Source organism: Mesorhizobium sp. W067 (assembly GCF_054719525.1).
This window is the reverse complement of record NZ_JBTTII010000001.1, coordinates 1-23,317: the sequence shown is the minus strand read 5'-3', so window position 1 is coordinate 23,317 and position 23,317 is coordinate 1. Positions and strand designations below refer to the sequence as shown.

Below are 23,317 nucleotides of genomic sequence, written 5' to 3'. Positions count from 1 at the left end.
CTTGCGAATGAAATTAAAGCCGAATAGCGTGATCAACGCAAGTGTGATCACAAATCAAAAATCAGAGGCGACAACGATCGTCTTCGGCCAGAGGGTTTGATGAGCGATGCCGCGCAGCGCCAAGGGCAGGAGACCCGTCCACCGGTTCTGACGGCACGAAACGTCATCAGGCGTTTTGGCGGCCTTGTCGCCGTCGACAATGTCTCGTTTGATGTCAGAGCGGGCGAAATCCTCGGCCTGATCGGACCCAATGGCGCCGGCAAGACGACCATGTTCGACCTGCTCGCCGGCAGCATATTGCCGACCAGCGGCGATATCCTGCTCAGTGGCACGCGCGTCTCCGGCGAAGCCGCTCATCTGCGTATCGGCCGTGGTCTTGGCCGCACCTTCCAGATCCCGCGCCCCCTGCCCAATCTGACGCTGATCGAAAACATCATGCTGGCGGCGCAGGGCCAAGCCGGCGAAAAATTGCTCGCCAACTTCGTCACGCCTTGGCGAGTGGCGGCACAGGAAAGAGCAGCCAGGGCAAAGGCCCTCGAGCTGCTCGAGCTCGTCTCGCTCGCTCGGCTGGCGCACGAACCTGCGCGCGTGCTTTCCGGCGGTCAACGCAAGCTGCTCGAACTCGCCCGCGTCATGATGGCCGATCCGGCGATCATCCTGCTCGACGAACCGGCCGCCGGCGTCAACGCGACGCTGCTCGAGATCATCATCGACCGCATCCGCGACATCAACGCGCACGGCATCACCTTTCTGCTGATCGAGCACAATATCGACATGGTGACGCGGCTCTGCCATCGCGTCCTCGTCATGGCGAGCGGTCAACTGCTCAGCGAAGGCACGGCGGAAGAGGTCGCCCGCGACCCGCGCGTCATCGAGGCTTATCTCGGGGGCGCCACATGAACGAGACCGTCCTCGACGTGCGCAACCTCGAAGCCGGCTACGAGCCCGGCGTGCCGATCGTGCGCGGCGCCTCGATCACCGTCGGCAAGGGCGAGATCGTCGTCGTGCTCGGTCCCAACGGCGCCGGCAAGTCGAGCTTCATCAAGGCGATCGCCGGCCTTGTCCCGATCACCGGCGGCGCGGTGTTCCTGGACGGCAAGGACATAACTGCTGCTCCCGCCCACACCATGGTTCGGCTCGGCCTGGCCTTCGTACCGCAGACGGAGAACATCTTCCCGCTGATGTCGGTCGAGGACAATCTGAAAGTCGCCTGCGGCATCCTCGAGCGACGCGAAATCCCTGCCCGCATCGAGGAAATGTACACGGCCTTCCCCGACCTCGTCCGCCAGCGCCGCACCGCCGCCGGCAATCTGTCGGGCGGACAGCGGCAGATGCTTGCCGTCGCGCGCGCCCTGATCGTCCATCCCAAGGTGCTGGTACTCGACGAACCGTCGGCCGGCCTGTCGCCGAAATTCGTATCGACGGTGTTCGAGATGCTGGCCGGCATCCGCAAGTCCGGCGTCACCATCCTGCTGGTCGAACAGAACGCCAAGGCAGCGCTTGCCATCGGCGACCGCGCCTATGTGCTGGTCGACGGCAAGGACCGGCACGAGGGCGTTGCTTCCGAACTGTGGAACGATCCTGTCGTCGCCGAACTCTATCTCGGCCAACGCCCGTCCCCCGTCGGCAAGGGAGGCGCGGCATGAGCCTGCAATTTGTCGTCGATGGGCTGCTGACCGGCTCGATGATCGGCCTTGGCGCCATCGGCGTGACGCTGACCTACTCGATCCTGCGCTTCTCGAACTTCGCCCATGGCGACTTCATGGCCTGGGGCACCTATGCGACGCTCGCCGTCGTCAGCGCCATCGGCGCGATGTTCGGCAAGGTGGCGCCCATTGGTCCGCTATCCTTCGGCTGGCCGCTGCTGGTTGCGCTGGTTGTCGGCATGGCTTTCACCGCCCTGCTGGCGCTGTTGCTCGACAAGGTGCTGTTTTCGCGGCTGCGCTCGCAGGGGCAAGCCATCATCGTGGTGATGGCGAGCTTCGGCGCCTCGATGGCGCTGCGCAGCCTGCTCGAATTCACCTTCAGCTCACGCCCGACCTATTTCAGCCGGGCGATCCAGATCGCCATGCCGGTCGGCTTCGGCATCCGCATCACGCCCGATCAGATCGCGCTGCTGCTGCTGACCGCAGTGCTGGTGCTCGGCGTGCATCTGTTGATGACCCGCACGCAGACCGGCCGCTCCATGCAGGCGCTGAGCCAGAATGCGGCCCTGGCCCGCATCGTCGGCATCGATGTTGCCTCCGTGGTGCGCGTCACCTGGATCATCGGCGGGGCGCTGGCCTGCGTGGCCGGCGTGATGATCGGCATTCTGGTGCAGATCCGCCCGTTCATGGGCTTCGACATGCTGCTGCCGATGTTCGCAGCCGCCATTCTCGGCGGCATAGGCAGCATTCCAGGCGCCGTGCTCGGCGGCCTGATCATCGGCCTCGCCGAAGCCGGCGCAGTGCAGCTGATCGGCGCCGAATGGCGCGCCGCAATCTCCTTCATCATCCTGATGGCGGTGCTGTTCGTGCGGCCGATCGGCCTGTTTGGTGTGAGGGAACGCTGATGGACCTGCTCGGCTACGGCGCCTTCTTCCTGACCACCGCGCTGATCTTTTCGCTGGTCACGCTGGGGCTCAATCTGCAGTGGGGGCTGACCGGCCTGTTCAATGTCGGCCTTGCCGGTTTCGTCGCCATCGGCGCCTATACATCGGCGCTGCTCACGACCCCGGACGATGCCGCGCGCTTCGGCGGCTTCGGTCTGCCGATCCTGGCCGGCTGGGCGGGCGCCATGATCGTCGGCGGTATCGCCGCAGCACTTACCGGCATGGCCACGCTGCGTCTGCGATCAGACTACCTGGCGATCACCACCTTCGGCGTCGCCGTCGTCGTGCAGCTGGTCGCGCTCAACGCGCAGAAACTCACGGGCGGCCCGTTCGGCATCGGCTTCATTCCGCGTCCTTTCGGCAGCCTTGCCGAGACGCCGCTGCTGTTCAACCTGTCGAACCTCGCGGTCGTTTCGGCTGTGACGCTGATGGCCTATCTCGCTCTGGAGCACCTGTCACGCAGTCCGTGGGGCCGCGTGCTCAAGGCGCTGCGCGAGGACGAGCGAGCGGCGATTTCGCTAGGCAAGAGCGCGCGCTTCTACCGCGTCCAGGCCTTCGCCGTCGGCGGCGCCATCATGGCGCTGGCCGGCGCTTTGCAGGCGCATTTCACCGGCTTCATCGCGCCGGACAATTACCTGCCGATCCTGACCTTCCAGGTCTGGGTGATGCTGATCGTCGGCGGCTCGGGCAGCAATGCCGGCGCCATCGCCGGCAGCATCCTGGTCTGGGCGATATGGGCGGGGTCGGGCACGCTGACCAGCGTGCTGTTTGCGCCCGAGCAGCAGGCACGCGCGGCCTCGCTGCAGATCGTCGCCATCGGCGTCATGCTCTGCGTCATCCTGCTGATCCGGCCTAACGGATTGTTCGGCGACCGGCCGCGCCGGCCGAAGCCCGGCAAACAGACAAAGGCGGCGGCCAGCGAGAACGAGGCCGGACCATGAATGCCATGATCCGGCAAGACGTGCATGGCGTTTCACTCTGGCATGCCGTCAGCCGCAACCGCCGCGACCGGGGCACGCTGCAAGGCGGGCTCGACGTCGATCTCGCAATCGTTGGCGGCGGCTTTTCCGGCCTCTCGACGGCATTGCATGCCGCCGAGAAAGGGCTTTCGGTCGCGGTCCTTGAAGCCGAATTCCTTGCCTGGGGTGCGACCGGCCGGAATGCCGGCTTCGTCGTTCCGAACTTCGCCAAGCGGGATCCAGACGACATCATCGCCGAACTCGGACCCGAGCGCGGCGGGCGCCTGGTTGACTTCGCCGCCGGCAGCGCCGACCTGGTCTTCGGGCTGATCAAGCGGCACGGCATCGAATGCGACGCTGTGCAGAATGGTTGGATCCAGCCGGCGCATTCGTCCGCCGCGCTGGAAAAGACGCGATCGCGCGCCGAGCAATGGGCGGCGCGGGGCAGGCCGACCGTTGCGCTCGATGCCATGGCGGTCACGGAGCTCACCGGCATCGACGGCTATGCCGGCGGCTGGATGGACAGATCTGGCGGCGTCCTCAATCCGGTCGAGTATGCGCGCAGCCTAGCCGATGCCGCCGAAAAAGCCGGCGCGCGGATCTTCGAGCAGACGCGCGTCGCTTCCATTGACCGCGCTGCGGATGGCTGGACCTTGACGACCGCATCCGGCGCCGTGCGTGCGGGCAAGGTGGTGATCGCCACCAACGCCTATGGCGGGGCACTGAACCGGACACTGGCGCGGACCTATATCCCGCTGAAAGTCTTCCAGATCGCCACTGCGCCGCTGTCGCGGGCCATACGCGCGCGCCTGCTGCCCGGCGGCCAGGGCGTCGGCGACACCAGGCGCAACCTGTTCACGTGCCGCTTCGATGGCCAGAACCGGCTGATCAGCGGCGGCATGCATGTCGTCGGAGCCGGCGCTGAGACGCGCATGCCGCAAACGATCTGGCGACGGCTCGCCAGGCATCTCGATTTGCCTGACCTGCCGCCGCTTGCCTACAGCTGGACAGGCGTGGCGGCGGTGGTGCCGGATTTCCTGCCGCGTCTCATCGACCTCGGCCCGGGCCTGATCGCCGGCTTCGCCTGCAACGGTCGCGGCATCGCCATGACCACGGCAATGGGCAAAGTGCTGGCGGACTGGGCGAGCGGAACGGACGCCCGCGATCTGCCGCTCCCCTTCGCGCCGCCAGCGCCGATCCCGCTGCATAAGCTCGTGCGCTATGCACCGAATATGCTGCTCCCCTGGAGCATCCTGCGCGACCGGCTGGATTAGACAGCCAAGCCAGGTGATCCCCCCTGCCGGCGCGCTCATGGCGGCCCGAAAAGGACCGCCACCACCTTCCGCAATCGATGACCATGGTGGCCCAAGAGGATATCGTCAGATCCCCTCCCCAGCCAGCCGCATCTACTCCGCAGCCTGAACCCGATTGGCCTGGATGACCGCCCGGATCTCGGACCGGCAGGAGCCGCAATTTGTGCCGGCCTTCAGGGCGCCGCCTATGGCTTCGACTGTCGCGCACCCGGCTGCCACTGCCGCCGCGATCTGGTTGACCCCGACGCTGAAACAGGAGCAGACGGTCGCGCCCGCATCGGGCCGATCGGCGCCGGCGCGACCGGCGACGATCCTGAAGCGTTCGCGCTGGCTGGTGTGAACCTCCTGGAGTTGCTGTGCCGCCCAACCCCGCGAAACCGCCACCGGTCCCGACGCGATAAACAAAGCCCCGGCGAGGTGCTGGTCGTCGAAGGCAGCAATACGATGCTGGCCGGTATCGCGGTCGTGATAAGCGAGCGTATCGGCTACGGGAACATCGAAAAGCGAACCAGCAAAACCGGCCCAGTCGATGTCGTCGTCAGCAAAGGCAAGCTCCACCCGCCAGCCGCCCTTGCATTTGGCCACGGCCCAGTAATCTGCTGCGACCGCCACCGGCTTGCGGCGCACCACGGCGAAGCCGAAGGCTCTCGCGGCGAACTTCTCGATGCGGGCGCCGACATGTTTCAGCGCAGGCTGACCGGAAACCGGATCGGTCAGAGGCGCGGTCAGCGTGTCGAGCCGGCCTTTTGCCGAAAACTGGTCAGTCCAGTGCATCGGCGCAAACACGCTGCCCTGGCGCTGGCGTGCCGTCACCAGCGCGCGCACCAGCACATCGCCGCGCGGGCTGGAGACGCGCACGATGTCGGCGTCGCCAATGCCGTGATGCGTGGCATCCGCCGGGTGGATCTCTACAAAGGGCTCGGCCATGTGCTGGGAGAGACGTGGGCTTTTCCCAGTGCGGGTCATCGTGTGCCAATGGTCGCGAACACGGCCGGTGTTGAGGATCAGCGGATAGTCCGGGCTGGTGTGTGTCTCGACGATGGGACGAATGGCGATGAAGCGGGCCTTGCGGTCGGGATTGTAGAAATTGCCGTTGGCGAAGAAGCGGGTGCTGGAAGGGTCAAGTCCCGCTTGAACACCCCCCTCTGTCCTGCCGGACATCTCCCCCGCAAGGGGGGAGATTGGCAGCTTTGACGCCGGCATATCTTCTGCATCGTTGGTAATTGGCGAAGGCCGAGGCGACGGCTGATCTCCCCCCTTGCGGGGGAGATGGCCGGCAGGCCAGAGGGGGGTGGCTGGGCTCGGCGCCGGCCATTGGAAAGGCTCAAGCGCTGCATAGGCCTCCTTATCAACACCAGCATAAGCGCCAATATCAAAATCCCGTGCGCCGTCATTCTCGAACCCGGACAGCGCGGCGTGTCCGGCGAAGATTTCCGCTGGCGACGAATAGGAAAACGCCTCGTCAAACCCCATCCGCTTGCCCACCTCGGCGACGATCAACCAATCCGGCCGCGCCTCACCGGGCACAGCAAGAAAGCTGCGCTGGCGCGAGATGCGGCGCTCTGAATTGGTCACGGTGCCGTCCTTCTCGCCCCATGCGGCGGCGGGCAGCCGCACATGGGCGTGGCGCATGGTGTCCGTGCTCGCCAGCACATCCGAAACCACGACGAACGGGCAAGCCTTGATCGCCCCCTCGACCGCATCGGCATCCGGCATCGAGTCGACCGGGTTGGTGGCCATGATCCACAATGCCTTGATGCGGCCGGCGGCCACCGCCTGAAACATCTCGACCGCCTTCAGACCGGGCTTTTGGGCGACGGCCGGCGCATTCCAGAAACGCTGCACGCGGTCGCGGTGCTCGGGGTTTTCGATCTCCATATGGGCGGCCAGCATATTGGCCATGCCGCCGACCTCGCGGCCGCCCATGGCGTTGGGCTGGCCGGTCACTGAAAACGGTCCTGCCCCAGGTTTGCCGATGCGGCCGGTGGCGAGATGGCAGTTGATGATGGCGTTGACCTTGTCAGTGCCCGAAGACGACTGGTTCACGCCTTGGCTGTAGACCGTCACTGTCTTTGCGGTGGTGGCAAACAGGCTATAGAAGCGGGCAAGCTCCTCTTCGCTCAAGCCGGTGGCGGCGGCAACGCCGGCAAGATCGAGTTTCGAGGCAGCGAAGAGCGCTTGCCCGAAGCCGGTCGTGTGGGCGGTGATGTAAGCGCGGTCGAGTGCGTTGTGCTGGCCGAGCCAGGCGAGCAGACCAGTGAACAAAGCAACGTCGCCATCCGGCGCGATCGCCAGGTGAATGTTGGCGATATCAGCGGTCATGGTGCGGCGCGGGTCGACCAGCACCACCTTCATCTCCGGTCGTTTTTCCCGGGCCGCCGCGATGCGCTGGAAGAGCACGGGATGGCACCAGGCGAGATTGGAGCCGACCAGCACGATCAGGTCGGCGAGCTCGAGATCCTCGTAGGTGCCGGGCACGGTGTCGGAGCCGAAGGCGCGGCGGTGGCCGGCAACCGAGGAGGCCATGCATAGCCGCGAATTGGTGTCGATGTTGGCCGAGCCGATGAAGCCCTTCATCAGCTTGTTGGCGACATAGTAGTCTTCGGTCAGCAACTGGCCGGAGACATAGAAGGCGACGGAGTCAGGACCGTGCTCGGCGATGGTTTGCGAAAAGGTCGAAGCGACGCGGTCGAGCGCCTCGTCCCAGCCCGCACGGCGACCGTGGATTTCGGGGTAGAGCAGCCTGCCGTCGAGGTCGATGGTTTCGGCCAGGGCCGAGCCCTTGGAGCAGAGCCGGCCGAAGTTCGCTGGATGGTCGGGGTCGCCGCGGACGCTGACTTCACCGTCCGCGGCGACTTTCGCCAGCACGCCGCAACCCACCCCGCAATAGGGGCAGGTGGTCCTCACCTCGCGCGCTTCGCCCAGTTCCATGCTTCAGGCCGCGCGGCTGGCCAGCGCTTTCAGCGCAATGAACAGGAGCTCGCCCTCGATCCGCACAGGAATGGTGCGCACGGCGCCCTCGTCGGCGCCGAGCGCCTTGCCCGTCTCCAGCGAGATGACCCAATTGTGCAAGGGACAGGTGACGGCGGTGCCGTGGACGATGCCTTGGCTCAGCGGCCCACCTCTGTGCGGGCAATGATCGTCGATGGCGTAGACCTGATCGTCCTGCGTGCGGAAGACGGCGATCTTACCCTCGGGTGTGTCGACGCAGCGCGCGCCACGCCGCGGGATGTCGGAGAGTGAGCCGATCGATATCCAGTCCATTTTGATCACTCCGCCGCCTGCGCAAACCCGACAGAAGCCATTGGCCGGAACTCGTGCTTGTCCTTGCCGGAGACGCGTTCCGACCACGGGTCGACCTGGGCGAATTTCTGGCTGAAGACGAAGCGCTCGTAATAGGCCTTGCGCTTTGCACCGTCGTCCATGATCTGGCGCTTGATCTCGGGGATGCCGATGCGCTTGGCCCATTTGTAGATGCGCTCGAGATAGCGGCCCTGCTCGCGATACATCTGCGTCAGCGCCACGATATGCTCCAGCGCCTCGTCCTCGGTCTTGACCAGGCCAAGCACTTCGGTGCCCTTGATGTCGAGGCCGGCGGCGCCGGCGAAATGGATCTCGTAGCCACTGTCGACACAGATCACGCCGACATCCTTGCAGGTCGCCTCGGCGCAGTTGCGCGGACAGCCCGACACCGCCATCTTAACCTTGGCCGGGGTCCACGAGCCCCACATGAATTTCTCGATGCGAATGCCGAGGCCGGTCGAATCCTGCGTGCCGAAGCGGCACCAGTCGGAGCCGACACAGGTCTTCACCGTGCGCAGGCCCTTGGCGTAAGCATGGCCTGAGACGAAGCCGGCCTGGCCGAGATCGGCCCACACCGCCGGCAGATCCTCCTTGCGGATGCCCAGCATGTCGATGCGCTGGCCGCCGGTGACCTTGACCATCGGTATCTCGAACTTGTCGACGACGTCGGCGATGGCGCGCAGTTCGGCGGCGTTGGTGACGCCGCCCCACATGCGCGGCACCACCGAATAGGTGCCGTCCTTCTGGATGTTGGCGTGGACGCGCTCATTGATGAAACGCGACTGGTAGTCGTCGGCATAGTCATCGGGCCAGTCGCAGACGAGGTAGTAGTTGAGCGCCGGCCGACATTTGGCGCAGCCGCAGGAGGTCGTCCATTCCAGTTCCTGCATGACGGCGGGAATGGTCTTCAGGCTCTTGGCGATGATCAGCCGGCGCACCTCGTCATGGCCGAGCGTGGTGCAGCCGCACATCGGTTGCACGGCGGCCGGGTTGTATTTGTCGCCGATGGTCAGCACCATCAGCTTCTCGACCAGCCCGGTGCACGACCCGCAGGAAGCCGATGCCTTGGTGTGGGCGCGCACGTCGTCGAGCGAAGCCAGGCCCTTAGCCGTGATCGCGCCGGTGATCTTGCCCTTGCAAACGCCGTTGCAGCCGCAGATTTCCGCATCATCCGGCAAGGCTGCAACGGCCGCCATAGGGTCCAGCGGGGCACCCCCCTGGTAGGACTGGCCGAAGATGAGCGTGTCGCGCATCTCCGATATGTCGGTCTGCTTCTTCTTGAGATCGTTGAACCAGGCCCCATCCGCCGTCTCGCCATAAAGCACGGTGCCGATGATGCGGTCGTCTTTCAGGACAAGGCGCTTGTAGACGCCGGCGGCGGCATCGCGCAGCACGATCTCCTGGCGGTCCTCGCCTTCGGCGAAGTCGCCAAGCGAGAACAGGTCGATGCCGGTGACCTTGAGCTTGGTCGGCGTGTCCATGTGGACGAAGGCCGCTGCCTCGTTGCCGGCCAACTGGTTCGCGGCAACGCGCGCCATCTCATAGAGCGGCGCGACCAGCCCGTAAACCTGGCCGTTGACCTCGGCGCATTCGCCGAGCGCGTAGATGTCGGGGTCGTTGCTGCGCATGCCGGCATCGACGACGATACCACGATTGACGGCTATGCCGGCCTCCCTGGCCAGCGCCGCATTCGGCCGGATGCCGACCGCCATCACCACCAGCGTTGCCGGGATGATGGTGCCGTCGGCCAGTTCCACCTGCCCGACCTTGCCGTTGCCGGTGATCGCCTGTGTGTTGGCCTTGGTGATGACCTTGATGCCGCGCTGTTCCACCGCGCGCTGCAGGAGATAGCCGGCGGCGGGGTCGAGCTGACGCTCCATCAATGTCGGCATGACATGCAGCACAGTGACGTCCATGCCTTGGGCGTTCAAACCTGCTGCCGCCTCAAGCCCGAGCAGGCCGCCGCCGATGACCACGGCCTTGGCGCGCGACTGGGCGGCAAGCATCATGGCCTGAACATCGTCGAGGTCGCGATAGGTCAGCACGCCCGGCAGATCGTGACCGGGCACCGGAATGATGAAAGGCACCGATCCGGTGGCGATGACGAGCTTGTCGTAAGGCTCGGTGACGCCGTGGTCGGAGGTGACGGTCTTGGCCGCCCGGTCGATGGCGACGATCTTGTGACCCTTGTAGAGGGTGATGTTGTTGGCGATGTACCAGCCGTCGCCGTGGATGATGATTTCCTCATAGGCCTTTTCGCCGGAGAGAACCGGCGACAGCATGATGCGGTCGTAGTTCACCCGCGGCTCGGCGTTGAAGATGGTCACGGTGTAGCAGCCCGGCGCCTGTTCGAGCAGATGCTCCAGCATGCGCCCGGGGGCCATGCCGTTGCCGATGATGACGAGTTTTTCGGTCATGGCGTTACTCCGCGGCTTCGACGAAGCGGTGACGTTCATAGAGGAACTTCAGCACCGCTTCGCGGCAGCGCAAAAAGGTGCGGTCGGAAGAGAGTTCGACGCGGCGACGCGGCCGCGCCAGCGGCACCGCAAGCACCTCACCGATGGTCGCCGCTGGACCGTTGGTCATCATGACGATGCGGTCGGACAACAGCACCGCCTCGTCGACATCGTGGGTGATCATGATCGTCGTCGAGCCGAGCCGGGAATGGATGTCCATAACCGCATCCTGCAGATGGGCGCGCGTCAGCGCGTCGAGTGCCCCGAACGGCTCGTCGAGCAACAGGATCTTCGGCTCCATGGCAAGCGCCCGGGCAATGCCGACGCGCTGCTTCATGCCGCCCGATATTTCGGCCGGCCGCTTGTCCTTGGCATTGGCCATCTGCACGAGATCAAGATTGCGCATGATCCAGTCATGCCGTTCGGTCCTGCTCTTGGAACGACCAAAGACTTTCGACACCGCCAGGCTGATGTTTTCGTAGACGGTGAGCCATGGCAGCAGGCTGTGGTTCTGGAACACCACGGCGCGCTCGGGTCCGGGGCTGTCGACCTCCTTGTTTTCAAGCAGCACGGCGCCGGCGGAAACCTTGGTCAGCCCGGCGATCAGATTGAGCAAGGTCGACTTGCCACAGCCGGAATGGCCGATGATGGAGACGAATTCGCCCTTGTCGATGGTCAGCCTGATGTCCTTGAGCACCTCGCTGACCTGACCGCCGCGGGCAAAGGATTTGTCGACATGGTCGAGCTTCAGATAGGCCGTCATCGCCCTCTCCTCACTTTGCCGTTGTGCCGCGGGTGACGAAAGCGCCGACCGCAGCGACCAGGCGGTCGAGGCAGAAGCCGGTGACGCCGATATAGGCGAGCGCGACGATGATGTCGGGCAGCCGCGACGAGTTCCAGGCGTCCCAGATGAAGAAGCCGATGCCGACGCCGCCGGTCAGCATTTCGGCGGCGACGATGGCGAGCCAGGACAGGCCGATGCCGATTCTGAGGCCGGTGAAGATGTAAGGTGCAGCTGCCGGAACCATGATCTTGACGAAAAATTCGAACTGGTTGAGCCGCAGGATGCGCGAGACGTTGCGGTAGTCTTCCGGAATGTTTCGCACGCCGACGGCGGTGTTGATGATGATCGGCCAGATCGAGGTGATGAAGATAACGAACAGCGCCGACGGGCTGGAATCGCGGAAAGCAGCCAGCGACAGCGGCAACCAGGCCAGCGGCGGCACGGTGCGCAGTATCTGGAACACCGGATCGAGGCCACGCATGGCCCAGATCGACTGGCCGACCAGGGCGCCGAGCGCGACGCCGACGATCGCCGCCAGGCCGAAGCCGATGGCGACGCGCTGCAGAGAGATCAGCACCCGCCACGCAAGGCCGATATCCTGCGGGCCGTTGTTGAAGAACGGATGCGCGATCAGGTCATAGGCCTCGTTCCACACCTGGCTGGGCGGCGGCAGGCTGGCGGTCGGCGACGAGCAGGCGATCTGCCACACGACCAGCATGAAGGCGATAACGATTACCGGCGGCACCAGGGCGGTGGCCAGCCTGCCGGCGATCGCGATCGGGTCGAAGCGGCGCCGCGCTTTGGCGGTGAAAGCGATGACCGCGGCAGGCTTGGCGGGGAACGCCTTCACCGTGGTTTCCTCAATTGCTTGGATGGACATGTCTGACAATAACTCCGGGGTCGATGCGGGCGACAACGGCGAAGCGCCGTTGCGCTGGGGCGACAAACGGCGCAACGCGCCGTTTGCGCTGGTCAAGCCGATGCCTTGATCTTCAAGCTGTCGAGATAGGCCGACGGGTTGACCGGGTCGAAAATCTTGCCGTCGAAGAAGGTCTCGACGCCGCGCGACGACGAGGCCGGAATATCGGCTGCGGCAACGCCGAGATCCTTCGCCGCCTCGCGCCAGATATCCTCGCGATTGACCTGATCGACCAGCGTCGTGATGTCGGTGGTCGGCGCGAATTTTCCCCAACGGATGTTTTCGGCGAGGAACCAGCTGTCGTGGCTCTTGTAGGGATAGGAAACGCCACCCTTCCAGAATTTCATGTAGAGGTCAGTGCCGGTGGCCACGCGGCCGTTGCCGTAGTTGATGTCGCCCTTGAGGCGGCCGATAATGTCGGCGACAGGCACGTTCATCCATTGCCGCTTGCCGATGATGGCGGCCATCTCGTCCTTGTTCTCCGTGGCCTCGCACCATTGCTGGGCCTCCATGATGGCCATCACGATCGCCTTGGTGGCGTTAGGGTATTTGTCGATGAATTCGGCGCGGAGGCCGAGCGCCTTTTCGGGATGACCCTTCCACAGTTCGCCGGTGGTGGCGGCGGTGAAACCAACGCCCTGGTGGACGAGCTGTTCGTTCCACGGTTCGCCAACGCAGAACACGTCCATGTTGCCGACTTTCATGTTGGCGACCATCTGCGGCGGCGGCACGACAATGGTCGAGACGTCCTTGTCGGGATCGATGCCGCCGGCGGCCAGCCAGTAACGGAGCCACAAATCATGGGTGCCGCCCGGGAACGTCATGGCGGCCTTGATTTCCTTGCCGGCCGCCTTCTTGGCGGCGAAGGCGTCCTTCAGCTTGGAGGCGTCGAGGCCGACACCGGTGCCGGCGTATTCCTGCGCAACCGAAATGCCCTGGCAGTCGTAGTTGAGCCGCGCCACGATAGCCATCGGCATCGGCTGGTTGTTCTGCGTCACCTTGCCGGTGTGCATGAGATAGGGCAGCGGCGTCAGGATGTGAGCGCCGTCGATGCCGTTGGCTGCGCCGCCGAGCATCAGATTGTCGCGCGTCGCGCCCCAGGAGGCCTGCTTGAGCACCTCGACATCGGGCATGCCGAACTTGGCGAACAGCCCCTTCTCCTTGGCGATCATCAGCGGCGCCGCGTCGGTCAGCGCGATGAAGCCGAGCTTGGCGCCGGTGACCTCCGGAGCGGTCGTGGCGGCATAGGCGCCCGAGGGGAAGAGCTTGCGGGCCGCCACGAACAGGCCGGCCGTCATGGCGCTGCTGACAAGAAAATCGCGGCGCGTCACATCCTTGAGCGATGTTCCCGTCCCGATCCATTTCCCTATTTTTTCTTTCATCGTGATCTCCGGTTGAACGCGAGGGCTTAGTCGAGTGGCCAAAACAAAAAAGCCGCCGTCCAGGCCTCGCGCGTCCGTACATCCGGGATCGCGTCGTTGACCTGAGCGGCAGCTTTGCCTGTGGCGCCCGCCATTGGACGCCTGTTCCGTGACCCGCGAAGGGCCTGGCTAATTCAAAGCAGGAACCGTGCCAGTTCTGAGTGAAACGAAAAACCTAAATGAAATCAACATTACGCGCCAGACGCCGGCACGCGAGGCGACATCGCAAGCAGGTCAAAGATTGTTCATTACAGCAATCGCACGCACATTTTTTGTGCAATGCACAAGAATGGCGCGAGAATAATCAGGCTTCCGCGCGAGCCGCTTTCTGGCGCGCTATATAGCCGTCGATCTCGTCGGGGTCGAAGGTCTGACCGTCGAAGAAGCCGTCCGGCCCAAGCACCAAGCCTGCCCCGGTCGCACCGACAGCCGTGGCGACCTTAAGCGCGCCCTCGACCTTCGCATTGGCGCCGGGAAGTGCAACGCCAAGCGGCTTTAGCGCCGAGCGGTAGAGGTCCGGACGGTAGCAGTCACGGGCGATAGCAAGGTTTTCCGGCGTGTGCTCGACATGCCCCCAGCGCACCATCTGCGTATAGAACCACAGCGCATGGCTCTTCCACGGAAAGTTCGCCGCCTTGTCGAAGGGCAGGAAGAAGTCGTCGACATCCAGTTCGGCGCCGCCGCCCAGTTCAAGATGGCCGGTCAGGATCGGCATCTGGACAGCTGGTGGCAGGCCCAGGAAGCCAGCTTGAGCCATCACACCAGCCAGTTCGGCGTGGTTGCCCCGATCCTGGCACCAGCGCGCCGAATGATGCAGCGCGCGCAGCAATGCTGCCAGCGCGACCGGGTTCTCCTGCGACCAGGCCTTGCGCACGCCGATCACCTTCTCCGGACTGTTGCGCCACAGCAGTGCCTTGACGGTGACGATATGGCCGGTGCCGGCGGCGACCGAGGCGCTGTTCCAGGGCTCGCCCACGCAGTAGCCGTCGATCCGCCCGGCGACCAGCGCATCGGCCATGAAGGGCGGTGGCACGATGACGATCTCGATCTCGCGCTCCGGATCGATGCCGCACCCGGCAAGCCAGTAGCGCAGTTCGTAATTATGCCCCGAATGCGGGTGCACCACGGCAAAGCGCAGCGGATCGCCGCCAGCCCCGGCGCGGTCGCGAATGAAGGCACCGAGGGCTGCGCCCGCGCGCGCGGGCTCAAGATCGGGTATGGCGCCGTGTGCCGCCATGCCTTCCCAGACGGCGTTGGAGATGGTGATGCAATTGCCGCCAAGCCCGAGCGAAAACGGCACGATGGTCTCGGAAGCAAGCGGCGTCAGCCCGAGATTGCAGGCGAGCGGCATCGGCCCCAGCATGTGCGCCAGGTGGAAATGGCCGATGGCGATGCGGTCGCGGATGTTGGCCCAGGAGGTCTCGCGGTGCAGTGTGAGATCGATGCCCTCGCGTGCGGCAAATCCAAGCTCACCCGCCGCAACCAGCACGGCACTGTCGAAGAGCGGCATGAAGCCGGCGGTGATCTGGTGCTCGGCGCTCATGCTCATTCGTCCTCCGACGGCCCGAGCAGCCCGGCGGCAGTCACCAGGCTCTGGGCAATGTCGCCGATCTTGCGGTTCTGGTTCATCGCCGTCTTGCGCAGCAGCGTGTAGGCGGCCTCTTCGGTCAGGCCGCGCGACTTCATCAGGATGCCCTTGGCACGGTCGATCACCTTGCGGCTCTCAAGCTCCCCTCGAACCTCTTCCAGCTCGCGCGCCATGCGCGAGAAAGCGTTGAAGCGGCTGACCGCCATGTCCAGGATCGGCTTGACGCGCTCTTGCCTGAGGCCGTCGACGACATAGGCCGAAACGCCGGCATCGACCGCCGCTTCGATCGATGCCTGGTCCGATCGGTCGACGAACATGGCGATCGGCCGCTTCACCGCACGCGACAGCTGGAACATGTTTTCCAGCATGTCGCGGTTCGGGTTTTCCAGGTCGATGACGATGACGTCCGGCTCGATCTCGGCGATGCGCCGCGCAATGCCGGTCACGTCGTGGATGACGGTGACCCGCTCATGGCCGGCCTCGCGCAAACCTGCCTCGATGATCGCGGCGCGGATACGGTTTTCGTCGATGACCAGGACGGCGAGTGAGCTGCGGACCATGCGTGCATTGTGGGCAAGGTCGCAAAATTGTGCAATGCGGCATGGTCACAGGCTCCCGCCGCGGAGCAACCGACGACCGACAACGACCCGGTCTAGGTGGTCGGGACAAGGAATGCAGCGCAACGCTGGCGCTGGTGATGACAGCCTTGCCGGTCGCCTGGTGCCCTACCCAACGGTCTAGGTGCGATGAGACTTGCACCGCAACATCGGCTTGTTAAAGGTGGGGGCAACGACGGACATAGCTGTCCTTGCTCGCCGATCTGACCGGAAGGTTACCGCACGATGCTGCTCATGAAACGACGATTGGGAGCCAGCAAGCTGGCGCGCCCGGCACGGCGTCCCGGAGGCCTGACGACGATGTTTGCCCTGATTGCCGGGCCGCTCATCTTTGGCATCGCCCTCCTGCTGGCTGGCCCGGCACAGGCGCAGTCACCGGCCGCCGTCGCGTCCGACAAGGTCAAACAGCTGTTCGAGCTTCTCGACGATCCGTCGGTGAAGGCCTGGGTGGCCGAGCAACGAAATCCGGCCGCTGGATCAACGGAAGCGCCTGCCGAGGCTGGCGCTCCGCCGGCCGACGCCGTGGCCGCACCGAGCCAGATGAATACAATGGCATCCTCGACGCTCGATCGGATCAAGCATCACATCGAGAAAATCGTGCGAACCGTGCCCACACTGCCGGGCCAGTTCGCGCGCGTCAGGGCCCAGACAATGGACGATATGTCCAGCAAGGGCCCCGTCAGCATATTGGTGCTGATTGCGATCTTTATCGCTGCGGGCCTGGCGCTCACCTGGGCAATATACAAGCTCACCCGTCCATTTCGTCTTTGGATCATCGCGCAACCCAGAGATACGCCCATCGGGCGGGCCAAGAAGATCGGCGGCCGCACGCTTTATTCCAGCATGATGATCGGCTCGTTCGCGCTGGGCAGCGCCGGTGCGTTCATGCTGTTCGACTGGCCAGCGCTCATCCGCGAGATTGTGCTGACATTTCTGATGGCTGCGGTCTTTACGTGGGCTGTGCGCCTATACGTGATGGCCACGCTCGTCCCTTCTTTCATGGAGGTCGAGCACGCCATCGAGGTTCGTGCCCTGCCGATCACCAACGGAGCTGCTGACCATTGGGCTTATTGGCTGCCCCGGATCGTCGGCGTTTTCGCCTTCTTCGCCGCCGCGTTTGTCCTCTTGCCGGGTCTCGGCATAGACCAGGACGGAATGATGGTCCTGTCCGTCGGCGCCGATTTCATCCTGCTGTTGCTCTTCCTGCTGGCCATTTGGCGTCGGCCAAGAACGCAGCGAGACGGCGCGCGCCACAGCGGTCACACGGCAGTGACATGGTTGTTGACGGCTTATTTCGTCGTTCTGTTCCTCGAACGCATTGCCGGCCTCTACACATTCTTCTGGTTTACCTTCACCGGATTCTTCCTGCCTTTGGCAATTGTGCTGACAGAGCGCGGGGTTAATTTCGTCCTGCGGCCCGGTTCGGAAGATGCGGGCCGGCCGACGATCCCGGCGGTGACGATCGCTGTCATCGATCGCGGTATCCGGATGATTTTCATCCTCGCGGCGGCTTACCTTCTCGCACGCGTACTGGGCCTGGACATGCAATCCATGCGCGGCAGCGATACGACCACCATGCTCATATTGCGCGGCTTGATCAACGTCGTGGTCATTGCCCTTGCTGCCGATTTCGGCTGGTCGATCATCAAAGCCTTGATCGAACGAAAGCTGGGCGTCGCGATACCGCAAGCGGTGGTGAGCGAAGAAGACATCCTCACCCTCGATCCGCATCAGGCGCGGCTGCACACGCTGTTGCCGATCATCCAGAACATTCTGCTAGCAGTGATCATCGTGATGGCGGTGCTGATGATGCTCGCTTCGATCGGCATCCAGATCGGCCCGCTGATCGCCGGCGCCGGCGTCGTCGGCGTCGCCGTGGGTTTTGGCGCGCAAACCATCGTCAAGGACGTGATCTCTGGCGTGTTTTATCTGCTCGACGATGCTTTCCGTGTCGGCGAATACATTTCATCGGGCAGCTACAGGGGTACGGTGGAGAGCTTTTCGCTGCGCTCGGTGAAGCTGCGCCACCATCGTGGTCCGCTGTTCACGATACCTTTCGGCGAACTCGGCGCCGTGCAGAACCAGAGCCGTGACTGGGTCACCGACAAATTCAACATCACCGTTGGCTATGACACCGATATCGACTTTGCTCGCAAACTGATCAAGCGAATTGGCCTGGAACTGGCGGAAGATCCGGAGTTCAAACACTGGGTGATCGAACCGATCAAGATGCAGGGGGTGCAGGAGTTCGGCGAGTACGGCATCGTCTTGAGGGTCAAGGTCACGACCAGACCTGGAGGCGCCTTCAGCATGAAAGGCAGATTCTTTTTGCGCCTCCGCCAGGCCTTCAAGGAGCAGGGCATCGAGCTCCCATTCCCGACCGTCCACGTCCAGAGGCTGCAAGACCCGCATGGGACAGAGAATGCGCGTTTGGAGGTCACACCTGAATTACGAATGGCCGTCGCCCAGTCGCACACCAATCGGCGCAGAAAAAAAGCCGGCACAACGGAGTAGGACGCTGTGATACCCGCCGGTCGCAACACGGCTTTCCGCGCAAAGCCTGGACCCGCGACACCACGCTAGTCGAGCTGCCGATAGCGACGACCTGATCGCCGCCAACCAGCACCAGCGTGGCGTTCTGAGGCCAAGCTTGACGAAAAGAGCAGATATGCTGGCCTTTCCGCGAGGCTCAGAGCGCAATCCAGGCGGTCTTGAGGTCGACAAATTTCTCCAGCGCATGCAGCGACTTGTCACGGCCGAAACCGGACTGTTTGACGCCGCCAAGCGGCACGGTGATATCGGCTCCGCCATAGGTGTTGACGTGGACGACACCGGCGTTGATGGCGCGCACCATGCGATGGGCCGTGGAAAGATTGGCGGTCCACACCGCCGAGGCAAGTCCGTAGACAGTGGAGTTGGCCAGATGCACCGCCTCCTCCTCGGTCTCGAAGCGCATCACGCCGAGCACCGGTCCGAACACCTCCTCGCGCGCCACCTGCATCTCTTGCGTCACGTTCTCGAAGATCGTCGGCGCCATGTAGCTGCCGCCGGTCTCGGTCAGTATCCGTTCGCCGCCGGCGACGAGACGGGCGCCTTCGGCTTGCGCCATGGCGACGAAGCCGAGATTCTTGTCCAGCTGTTCGGCGCTCGATACCGCACCGATATCGCTGGCGAGATCGAGCGGGTCGCCGACCTTGAGCCGCGTGGTTGCCGAGACAAGTTCGTCCATGAAAAGATCATAGACCGACGACTGGACGAGCAGACGCGAGCCCGCCACGCAGACCTGGCCTGAATTGCGAAAGATGCCGTTGGCCGAGACGACCGCCGCCTGCTTCAGGTCCGGAGCGTCGGCAAAGACGATGTTGGGCGACTTGCCGCCAAGCTCGAGGAAGACCCGCTTCAAATTGGAACGGGCGGAGTATTCGAGCAGCCGCCGGCCGACCGGCCCCGATCCGGTAAAGGCGATGGCGTCGACATCCATATGGAGGCCAAGCGCTTCGCCGGCGACAGCACCATGCCCGGTAACGACGTTGAACACGCCTTCGGGAAGTCCAGCCTCGCTTGCGAGTTCGGCCAGCCGCAGCAAGGTCAGCGAGGCGATCTCTGGCGGCTTGACGACGACGCTGTTGCCGGTGGCCAGTGCGGGCGCAATCTTCCAGGCGCCGATCATCAGCGGGAAATTCCACGGCACGATGACGCCGACGACACCGAGTGGCTCCCTGTGGATCAGCCCGAGCACATTGTCGGCCGTCGGCGCGATCTCGCCATAGACCTTATCGATCGCCTCGGCGTAGTAGCGGATGGTGACGGCCGCCGACAGCGGCTCGGCCTTGTAGGCCATGCCGATCTCGGTGCCGTTGTCGCGCACGCCAAGCACGGCCAGCTCATCGACATGTTTTTCGATCAGCTCGGCAAATTTCGTCAGCACCTTCTTGCGAAAGGCAGGGGCGGCGCGCGACCATAAACCCTTCTCGAATGCTCTTCGCGCCGATCGGACCGCGCGATCGATGTCGGCGGCATTGCCGTCAGCGATGCTGGCAAAAGGGCGGCCGTCGATCGGCGAAATCACCGCCAGCGTCGCGCCGCTCGTCGCTGCGGTCTGTACGCCGTCGATAAACAAGCCCCGCTCGCCGATCTCCGTCTTGCGCAGCGCGTCGATGGCATTCTGGCTGATCATTGGTGGCGGACTCCCAGGAAAACATACAACGTGGTTGGCGCGCGGAATTCCCAGCCGCGAAACACCGGCACCTTGCCTGGCACCAAGCTGAGATCGGGGAAGCGCAGGAGCAGCAGCCTTAACGCAAGGCACATCTGCTCGCGCGAAAAACCGGCCCGAACAGAAATGATGACCAAAGCCGAAGGCGGCATGATTGCCTTCCCTGCGGTTGATGTCGAAGCGGTCTGGATCGGCAAAGCGGCTCTCGTCGCGGCTTGCCGAGGAGACAAGTGCAGCGACCGCGGCGCCGGCAGGGATGGTTACGCCGCCAAGCTCGACCGCCTGCGTCGTCTGCCGCGTCTGGGTTCCGATCGGCGCCACCCAGCGCAAGCCTTCATCGACAGCCCTGGGCACAAAGGTCTCGGGATCGGCGAGCACCTGCCGCAATTGTTCGGGATGCGCAAGCAGGCCGGCGAGGATCGAACCGGCACCATGTCCGGGCTCCTGCATGCCGCCAAGCAGAATGACCTTGATGCTCGGCATCAAGAAATCGATCGGCCGCGTCGTGCCTTCCGGCATGCCGTCATGCAGCATATGCGACAGCGCCGAGTCGTCGGGAGCGCGCGCCAGTCTATCCAGAGTCGGCCGGATGGCTGCGCCGACCTCGGCGCTGATCGCGTCGGCGATCTCTTGCCGCTTCGGGTCGTTCTCGAAATTGATGGCGCCCTGCGCAAGGCCATAGAACCAGCGGCGCAGCGTCGGCATGTCGATGTCGGCAAGGCCAAGCGACCACGCCAGGCTGAGCGTCGACACCGGCTCGAAATAATCCGCCATCAGCTCGGCGGAGCCTTGTTCGGCGATCCGGTCGAGAAAAGGTTCGGCAATAGACCGCACGAGGTCGCCGGCATAGGCGGCGACGGTGCGCGGCCGGTATTTCGGATCGACGCCTTGGCGCAGCTGTTTATGCGTTTCGCCGTCGGTGGTCAGGATGGTCGGCTTGCCGAACGAGCGTTCGACCGGAGACGTACCGACGACGGCGGAGAAGATGTCGGGTGACTTTGCGACGGTCTCGACGTCCTTCCAGCGGGTGACGAACCAGAGATTGACCGCCGGCACGAAAGCGACAGGCGCGCTGCGCCGCAGTTCCGCATAGATCGGATACGGATCGGCTTCCAGCGCCTCAACGGTGATGCTCTCGGCAAAGCTCAACGCCGGTACTCCCTTTGCGATGGAAAGGGGCGGCGCCGAACGCGCTACCCCCTTGTCCTTTGTCCCTAGTCCTTCAGCGGCACCCCGAGATTTTCGAAGGCAACCGGATCCCGGCTCTTCAACGCACCGGCAAGCAGCAGGCCGACCACCGCGGCGATCAGCACCAGTCCCGGAAGGAACACGCCAAGGAAGCCACCGGCCCCGGACAGGCTGCCGAAATTGATGACGATCAGGTAGATGATGATGACGAAGGCGATGAAGGTCAGCCCCGGCAGGATGGTGGTCTTCAGCGCGTTTTCCTGGGCAGACGGATTGGCGCGAAAGTACATCACCACGGCGAGCGAGGCCACAGCCATCATCACGATGACTCCGAGCGTCGCGACATTGGTCAGCCAGGAAAACAGCGCCAGCACCGGATCGAGGCCGAGTATCGCGAACAGTCCGATGACGAGCGCGGCCAACACGCTCTGGATGACGGAAGCGGCATGCGGGCTCTGGTGCACTGAATGCGTCACGCCGATCGCTTCAGGCAACAGCTTCTCGCGGCCCGAGACGTAGATGTAGCGGGCAACGGCGTTGTGGAACGCCAGCACGCCGGCAAACAGGCTCGATACGAACAGGATGCCCATGGCGTGCGACAGCATGGTTCCGGCGTAGCGGTCGGACAGGCCGAACAGGAAGGTCGTCGGATCCTGAAGCGCCTGCAGTGCAGACAACAATTTGTCGACGCCGGCCCCGACCGCCATCAGCCAGGCCGTGACCATGTAGAAGACGCCGATCAGCAACACTGAGAAATAGGTGGCGCGCGGAATGGTCACCTTGGGGTCGCGGGCTTCCTCGGCGTAGATCGTCGTCGCCTCGAAACCGATGAAGGCGGCGAAACAGAACAGGATGGCGATGGCGGGCGAGCCGCTGACGATCTGGCTCCAGCTGAACGGCGCCGCCGAGAGACCACTGTCGCCACCGGTCTTGAGGATGGCGAGGTCTAGCACCAGCACAACGATGTATTCGCACAGCACCAGCAACGTCAGGATCTTGGCCGACAGGTCGACCTGGCGGTAGCCCAATACCGCGACGATGGCGACGGCGATGAAGCTCCACACCCACCAGGGCAGGTCGATGCCCCAGCCGGCGAACAGGCCGGCGGTCGCGGCCCCCAGCAGGCCCATGACCCCGATCTGCATGGCGTTGTAGGACAGGATCGCGATGATTGCGGTTGCGCCGCCGGCAAAACCGCCGAGCCCGCGCGCGGCATAGGCATAGAAGGCGCCGGCATTGCCGACATGGCGCGACATGGCGACGTAGCCGACGGCAAACAGCAGCAGCAACACGGTCACGATAAGATAGGTGCCGGCAAAGCCCGCCCCATTGCCCATAAGCATGCCTAGCGGCGTGCCGCCGGCGACCGCGGTGAGCGGCGCCGCCGCCGAAATCACCATGAAGGTGATAGCGCCGACGCCAAGACTGTTCTTGCGCAGCCTGTTGGCGGGCGCCTGTTCCGAAACTGCTGACATTTGTCCCTCCAGTCTTACGAACCCCTGGGTTCGCGGCCGCTCGGCCTGTTCCCTGAATGCCATTGGTTCATTATTTGAACCCTTATTTTGAATATAGACTTGCAAAGAATGCGGATGCCTGTCAAGTTAATTCACACATTAAGTTTCTATCCGAGCGGGAGGCTGGATGGGTACGGTCGGCAAGGCGATTTCACTTCTGGAGCTGTTCACGGCGGACGAGCCCGAGCTCGGACTTTCCGATCTCGCGCGGCGGTGTGCGTTCGACAAGGCGACGACGCGGCGGCTGCTGGTGGCGCTTGGCGGCCATGGTTTCGTCGAGCAGGATGCCGGCACGCGGCACTATCGCCTCGGCGCCGGCCTGTCGCGGCTGGCGCGTATCCGCGAAGCCTGCTTCCCGTTCCTGCAAACGGCAATTCCCGTGGCGCAGGATTTGGCGGGTTCGACAACCGAGACGGTGCATCTGTCGGAATTCGGCGTCGACAGGCTGA

17 protein-coding genes and 1 pseudogene are annotated in these 23,317 nt (G+C 64.1%); 7 read left to right on the top strand and 11 right to left on the bottom strand.

Annotation, left to right across the window (positions count from 1 at the left end):
• The first annotated feature begins 99 nt into the window (after positions 1–99).
• Genes ACYG97_RS00090 through ACYG97_RS00070 form a run of 5 tightly spaced genes read left to right on the top strand, consistent with a single transcriptional unit; the run spans position 100 to position 4,823 of the window.
• Positions 100–900: an ABC transporter ATP-binding protein gene (locus ACYG97_RS00090; protein WP_023732252.1), complete on the top strand. Its 801-nt coding sequence runs from the start codon at positions 100–102 to the stop codon at positions 898–900.
• Positions 897–1,646, top strand: coding sequence for a branched-chain amino acid ABC transporter ATP-binding protein (locus tag ACYG97_RS00085; RefSeq protein WP_023732253.1), 750 nt, complete (start codon positions 897–899; stop codon positions 1,644–1,646). Before ACYG97_RS00090 ends, ACYG97_RS00085 begins: the two co-directional genes overlap by 4 nt.
• Entirely contained in the window at positions 1,643–2,551 is a 909-nt protein-coding gene (locus ACYG97_RS00080) for a branched-chain amino acid ABC transporter permease (protein WP_023710022.1), read from the top strand. The genes ACYG97_RS00085 and ACYG97_RS00080 overlap by 4 nt, the downstream gene beginning before the upstream one ends.
• The gene (locus ACYG97_RS00075; RefSeq protein ID WP_023732254.1) at positions 2,548–3,531 is read left to right on the top strand and encodes a branched-chain amino acid ABC transporter permease; all 984 of its coding nucleotides are present in this window, start codon (positions 2,548–2,550) and stop codon (positions 3,529–3,531) included. Before ACYG97_RS00080 ends, ACYG97_RS00075 begins: the two co-directional genes overlap by 4 nt.
• On the top strand, positions 3,528–4,823 hold the full coding sequence (locus ACYG97_RS00070; RefSeq protein WP_023732255.1) for an NAD(P)/FAD-dependent oxidoreductase: 1,296 nt from the start codon (positions 3,528–3,530) through the stop codon (positions 4,821–4,823). Before ACYG97_RS00075 ends, ACYG97_RS00070 begins: the two co-directional genes overlap by 4 nt.
• Positions 4,824–4,955: 132 nt before the next feature.
• Here ACYG97_RS00070 and ACYG97_RS00065 read toward each other — a convergent pair whose 3' ends face one another.
• The 8 genes from ACYG97_RS00065 to ACYG97_RS00030 form a co-directional block, all read right to left on the bottom strand.
• Entirely contained in the window at positions 4,956–7,793 is a 2,838-nt protein-coding gene (locus ACYG97_RS00065) for a nitrate reductase (RefSeq protein WP_023732256.1), read from the bottom strand.
• Positions 7,794–7,796: 3 nt separating this feature from the next.
• Positions 7,797–8,126 (bottom strand): nitrite reductase small subunit NirD, encoded by a 330-nt coding sequence (gene nirD, locus ACYG97_RS00060; RefSeq protein WP_023686954.1) that lies wholly within the window; start codon positions 8,124–8,126, stop codon positions 7,797–7,799.
• A gap of 5 nt (positions 8,127–8,131) precedes the next feature.
• Positions 8,132–10,582, bottom strand: a complete 2,451-nt coding sequence (gene nirB / locus ACYG97_RS00055; protein WP_023732257.1) for a nitrite reductase large subunit NirB — start codon at positions 10,580–10,582, stop codon at positions 8,132–8,134.
• Positions 10,583–10,586: 4 nt separating this feature from the next.
• Entirely contained in the window at positions 10,587–11,384 is a 798-nt protein-coding gene (locus tag ACYG97_RS00050; protein ID WP_023732258.1) for an ABC transporter ATP-binding protein, read from the bottom strand.
• Positions 11,385–11,394: 10 nt separating this feature from the next.
• Positions 11,395–12,285 (bottom strand): nitrate ABC transporter permease, encoded by an 891-nt coding sequence (gene ntrB, locus ACYG97_RS00045; RefSeq protein ID WP_023682697.1) that lies wholly within the window; start codon positions 12,283–12,285, stop codon positions 11,395–11,397.
• 92 nt (positions 12,286–12,377) lie between these two features.
• Entirely contained in the window at positions 12,378–13,706 is a 1,329-nt protein-coding gene (locus tag ACYG97_RS00040) for a CmpA/NrtA family ABC transporter substrate-binding protein (protein WP_031261860.1), read from the bottom strand.
• 343 nt (positions 13,707–14,049) lie between these two features.
• Positions 14,050–15,288 (bottom strand): CmpA/NrtA family ABC transporter substrate-binding protein, encoded by a 1,239-nt coding sequence (locus ACYG97_RS00035; RefSeq protein ID WP_031261862.1) that lies wholly within the window; start codon positions 15,286–15,288, stop codon positions 14,050–14,052.
• A gap of 2 nt (positions 15,289–15,290) precedes the next feature.
• Positions 15,291–15,893 (bottom strand): ANTAR domain-containing response regulator, encoded by a 603-nt coding sequence (locus ACYG97_RS00030; RefSeq protein ID WP_023667842.1) that lies wholly within the window; start codon positions 15,891–15,893, stop codon positions 15,291–15,293.
• A gap of 282 nt (positions 15,894–16,175) precedes the next feature.
• On the opposite strand from ACYG97_RS00030, the gene ACYG97_RS00025 reads away from it, so the two are divergent.
• Complete coding sequence (locus ACYG97_RS00025) at positions 16,176–18,464, top strand: mechanosensitive ion channel family protein (protein WP_245260720.1); 2,289 nt, start codon at positions 16,176–16,178, stop codon at positions 18,462–18,464.
• A gap of 175 nt (positions 18,465–18,639) precedes the next feature.
• Here the strand turns inward: ACYG97_RS00025 and ACYG97_RS00020 are convergent, their stop codons facing one another.
• The 3 genes and pseudogenes from ACYG97_RS00020 to ACYG97_RS00010 form a co-directional block, all read right to left on the bottom strand.
• Positions 18,640–20,127 carry an aldehyde dehydrogenase gene (locus tag ACYG97_RS00020; protein ID WP_023732264.1) on the bottom strand — a complete coding sequence of 496 codons (1,488 nt, stop codon included), beginning with the start codon at positions 20,125–20,127 and terminating at the stop codon, positions 18,640–18,642.
• A gap of 195 nt (positions 20,128–20,322) precedes the next feature.
• Positions 20,323–20,616, bottom strand: a pseudogene (locus tag ACYG97_RS00015) (cytochrome P450); the annotation flags it as partial.
• 764 nt (positions 20,617–21,380) lie between these two features.
• A complete protein-coding gene (locus ACYG97_RS00010) occupies positions 21,381–22,829 on the bottom strand; it encodes an APC family permease (protein ID WP_023732265.1) in 1,449 nt (482 codons plus the stop codon).
• A gap of 166 nt (positions 22,830–22,995) precedes the next feature.
• Between ACYG97_RS00010 and ACYG97_RS00005 the strand changes: the two genes are divergently transcribed.
• Positions 22,996–23,317 (top strand): helix-turn-helix domain-containing protein (locus tag ACYG97_RS00005; RefSeq protein ID WP_460221548.1); only part of this gene is annotated, 322 nt, incomplete at its 3' end.

Coding starts and splice junctions, on each gene's coding strand:
- ACYG97_RS00090 (WP_023732252.1), top strand. CDS start 100: ATGAGCGATGCCGCGCAGCGCCAAGGGCAGGAGACCCGTCCACCGGTT.
- ACYG97_RS00085 (WP_023732253.1), top strand. CDS start 897: ATGAACGAGACCGTCCTCGACGTGCGCAACCTCGAAGCCGGCTACGAG.
- ACYG97_RS00080 (WP_023710022.1), top strand. CDS start 1,643: ATGAGCCTGCAATTTGTCGTCGATGGGCTGCTGACCGGCTCGATGATC.
- ACYG97_RS00070 (WP_023732255.1), top strand. CDS start 3,528: ATGAATGCCATGATCCGGCAAGACGTGCATGGCGTTTCACTCTGGCAT.
- ACYG97_RS00065 (WP_023732256.1), bottom strand. CDS start 7,793: ATGGAACTGGGCGAAGCGCGCGAGGTGAGGACCACCTGCCCCTATTGC.
- nirD (WP_023686954.1), bottom strand. CDS start 8,126: ATGGACTGGATATCGATCGGCTCACTCTCCGACATCCCGCGGCGTGGC.
- nirB (WP_023732257.1), bottom strand. CDS start 10,582: ATGACCGAAAAACTCGTCATCATCGGCAACGGCATGGCCCCCGGGCGC.
- ACYG97_RS00050 (WP_023732258.1), bottom strand. CDS start 11,384: ATGACGGCCTATCTGAAGCTCGACCATGTCGACAAATCCTTTGCCCGC.
- ntrB (WP_023682697.1), bottom strand. CDS start 12,285: ATGTCCATCCAAGCAATTGAGGAAACCACGGTGAAGGCGTTCCCCGCC.
- ACYG97_RS00040 (WP_031261860.1), bottom strand. CDS start 13,706: ATGAAAGAAAAAATAGGGAAATGGATCGGGACGGGAACATCGCTCAAG.
- ACYG97_RS00035 (WP_031261862.1), bottom strand. CDS start 15,288: ATGAGCGCCGAGCACCAGATCACCGCCGGCTTCATGCCGCTCTTCGAC.
- ACYG97_RS00030 (WP_023667842.1), bottom strand. CDS start 15,893: ATGGTCCGCAGCTCACTCGCCGTCCTGGTCATCGACGAAAACCGTATC.
- ACYG97_RS00025 (WP_245260720.1), top strand. CDS start 16,176: ATGCTGCTCATGAAACGACGATTGGGAGCCAGCAAGCTGGCGCGCCCG.
- ACYG97_RS00020 (WP_023732264.1), bottom strand. CDS start 20,127: ATGATCAGCCAGAATGCCATCGACGCGCTGCGCAAGACGGAGATCGGC.
- ACYG97_RS00010 (WP_023732265.1), bottom strand. CDS start 22,829: ATGTCAGCAGTTTCGGAACAGGCGCCCGCCAACAGGCTGCGCAAGAAC.